This window comes from Massilia sp. UBA6681, assembly GCF_002454935.1.
Taxonomy (GTDB): domain Bacteria; phylum Pseudomonadota; class Gammaproteobacteria; order Burkholderiales; family Burkholderiaceae_D; genus Telluria; species Telluria varians.
On sequence record NZ_DKJX01000017.1, the window covers coordinates 1 to 3307 of the forward strand.

General features: G+C 66.2%; 4 protein-coding genes. All 4 read left to right on the top strand.

Annotated features, from left to right (window positions below; all coding sequences use genetic code 11):
• A partial coding sequence (locus B2R83_RS02365) for a flagellar hook-length control protein FliK (protein ID WP_292038108.1) occupies positions 1-1113 on the top strand: 1113 nt, incomplete at its 5' end.
• A gap of 94 nt (positions 1114-1207) precedes the next feature.
• Positions 1208-1738, top strand: a complete 531-nt coding sequence (gene fliL / locus B2R83_RS02370; RefSeq protein ID WP_292038109.1) for a flagellar basal body-associated protein FliL — start codon at positions 1208-1210, stop codon at positions 1736-1738.
• A 10-nt stretch (positions 1739-1748) separates the two neighbouring features.
• Positions 1749-2729 (top strand): flagellar motor switch protein FliM, encoded by a 981-nt coding sequence (gene fliM / locus B2R83_RS02375; protein WP_027864436.1) that lies wholly within the window; start codon positions 1749-1751, stop codon positions 2727-2729.
• A 48-nt stretch (positions 2730-2777) separates the two neighbouring features.
• Positions 2778-3212 carry a flagellar motor switch protein FliN gene (gene fliN / locus B2R83_RS02380; RefSeq protein ID WP_036212315.1) on the top strand — a complete coding sequence of 145 codons (435 nt, stop codon included), beginning with the start codon at positions 2778-2780 and terminating at the stop codon, positions 3210-3212.
• Positions 3213-3307 lie beyond the last annotated feature (95 nt).

Genomic DNA, 3307 nt, shown 5'->3' on the forward strand with positions numbered 1-3307 from the left:
CCGGCGCCGGCCGCCGCGCCGGCCAGCAAGCCGGCGGCTCCCGCCAAGCAGGCCGACAAGCCGGCTGCCCAGGGAGCGAAACCCGCAGCACGCGAGCCGGCCAAGCAGAACGAAGCATCGTCGGACGCGCCGGCGACGGCGCAGGGAGCGGCCATCGCCGAATCGGGCGACCCGGCCAAGGACGCGGCAGCCGCCGCCGAATCCGCCAGCGCCGCCGCCGACGCGGCCACCACGCCGGTGACCGACATGCTCGCCTTCATGGCGTCCCTGATCCAGGCCCCTGCGGCCGCGCCGGTCACGGCCGAAGCGGCAACGGCAGCCGGCGGCGCCGAGCTGCAGCTCGCCGCGCTCCAGTCCGCGTTCGCGAAACTCGAGACCGCGGACGGCGGCGTGGCAGGCGCGGATCCGCTGGCCGCCGCCGACAGCGACGCGGCCGGTTTCTCGCTGGCGGCCGGCGTGCAGACCACGGCCCAGGAAAGCGCCGACCTGCGCGCGCAGGCAGAGGCGCCGGTGCCTCTGGATGCAGGCAAGACCCAGCCACAGCTGCGCGACGCCGCCGCCAACACGGCGGCGAACCTCGAGGCGCCCCTGCCAACCGTCACCCAGCTGCAGGCCCAGGCCGCCAAGCTCGAGGGCTTGCCGAACCCGGCCGCCATGCCGGGCGACCGCATCCCGGCGCGTCTCGGCACCCAGGCCTGGGATAACCAGGTCAGCCAGCGCATCGTCTACATGGTGGGCAAGGAACAGGCCGCGACCCTGACGCTGAACCCGCCGGACCTCGGTCCGGTGCAGGTGGTGCTCAACGTGACCAACGACGGGGCCAGCGTGGCCTTCTCGTCGAACCAGCAGGAAGTGCGGCAAGCCCTGGAAAACGCCCTCCCGCGCCTGCGCGAGATGATGGGCGAGAGCGGCATCGCGCTCGGTAACGCGACCGTCGATGCCGGCATGCCGGACGGGCGCCAGGCGCAGCAGGATGGCGAGCGCCGCCATGCCAGCGGTGGTGGTCTTGGCAATGCGGGCGGCACGGTCGCGGCGGGTGATGACGCCGCTGCGCGGCCGGCTACCCGGACCGTGAGCCTGGGTGACAACGGGCTGGTCGATACGTTTGCATAATCATAACGTGGGGTGGGCGGGGGAAAAGAGTCNNTTCCCCGCGATAATGCCATAATGACGGAATCATTCTTTTAGGCAGTAAAGAGGCATCTCGATGGCGCAAGCAAAACCAAAGGCCGATCCGAAGGCGGACGCAGCGGCAGCTCCGGCCGGCTCCAAGAAGAAGCTGATCGTGATCGCGGCGGCGGCCGTGCTGCTGCTCGGCGGCGGCGGTGGCGCGGCCTGGTACTTCATGCAGGGCGGCGACGGGGCAGCGGCGCACGAGAGCCCGAAGGAATCGAAGAAGAAGAAAAAGAAGGACGCCGGCGTCAAGCCGGAGTACGTGCCGGTCGAGGCCTTCACGGTCAACCTGCAGCCGGAGAATGGCGAGCAGTATCTGCAGGTGCAGTTCACCCTGCAGGTGGCGGGCGCGGAACAGGCGACCCTGGTCAAGGACAACATGGCGATCGTGCGCAACCGCGTGCTGCTGCTCCTGTCGGGCAAGCGGGCATCGGAGATCAGCACGGTCCAGGGCAAGCAGCAGCTCGCCGCCGAGATCCAGGCGATCGTCCAGGAACCCTTCGACAAGGACGGCGACGAGCAGGACGTCACCGACGTATTGTTCACCTCCTTCATCATCCAGTAACTGAAGCACCATGGCCGATAATTTCCTCTCACAGGAAGAAGTCGATGCCCTCTTAAAAGGGGTCAACGGCGATCAGGACGACATTGCGGCGCCTGAAGACACCTCGGGGGTACGCACCTATAACCTGGCAACGCAGGAGCGGATCGTCCGCGGCCGCATGCCGACGCTCGAGATCATCAACGAGCGTTTCGCCAGGTATCTGCGGGTTGGCCTGTTCAACTTCCTGCGTCGCAGCGCCGAGGTATCGGTGGGTTCGGTGCGGGTCTCGAAGTACAGCGAGTTCATCCGCAACCTGGTGGTCCCCACCAACCTCAACCTGATCCACATGAAGCCGCTGCGCGGCACGGCGCTGATGGTGTTCGACCCGGGCCTCGTGTTCCTGCTGGTCGACAACCTGTTCGGTGGCGACGGCCGCTTCCACACGCGTGTGGAAGGCCGCGACTTCACCCAGACCGAGCAGCGCATCATCATGCGCATCCTCGACATCGTGTTCGAGGCCTATGCCAAGTCGTGGGAGCCGGTGTACCCGATCGAGTTCGAATACATCCGCTCCGAGATGAACACGCAGTTCGCCAACATCGCGACCCCGAACGAGGTCGTGGTGTCCTGCACCTTCACCATCGAACTCGGTTCGGTGTCGGGCCAGATCCACTTCTGCATGCCCTACTCGATGATCGAGCCGATCCGCGACGCGCTGACCTCGAGCATCCAGGGCGAAGCCCTGGAAGTCGACAAGCGCTGGGTGCGCCTGATGACCCAGCAGATCCAGGTCGCCGAAGTCGAGCTGGTGGCGGTGCTGGGCGAAGGCCGGGCCAACTTCGACGAGATCCTCAACATGAAGATCGGCGACATCATCCCGATCACCGTCCCGGAAACCCTGCAGGCGACCGTGGACGGCGTGCCGGTGATGGACTGCAGCTACGGCGTCTTCAACGGCCAGTACGCGCTGAAGGTCGAGAAGCTGCTCGCCAACAGCGACAACTTCAAATAACAGAACGAATCGCCGGCTTGAAGGGCCGGCGAGCAACAGGAGAGCACCATGTCCGATACCCAGGATGACCAGAGCGCACTCGACGACGATTGGGGCGCGGCGATTGCCGAGCAGGCCGCGGCCGAAGCGGCGGCGCTCGAACGCCAGCAACAGCAGCAGGCCACCGCCACCGCGGCCGTGTTCAAGGATTTCTCGAACAAGGGCGCGCGCAACGACACGCCGAACGACATCGACTTCATCCTCGACATCCCGGTCCAGCTGACCGTGGAACTCGGCCGCACCAAGATCGCGATCAAGAACCTGCTGCAACTGGCGCAAGGCTCCGTGGTGGAACTCGACGGCCTGGCCGGCGAGCCGATGGACGTGCTGGTCAATGGTTGCCTGATCGCACAGGGCGAGGTCGTGGTCGTGAACGACAAGTTCGGTATCCGTCTGACTGATATCATTACGCCATCGGAACGGATCAGAAAACTGAATAAATGACCTCGCGCAACGTCGCCAATCGCAAGCTTCCCGTAGGGCGGGCGGGCCTCCCCCCCACGCGGTCAAACTCGGCCAGATCTGCCTGCGCGACGTTG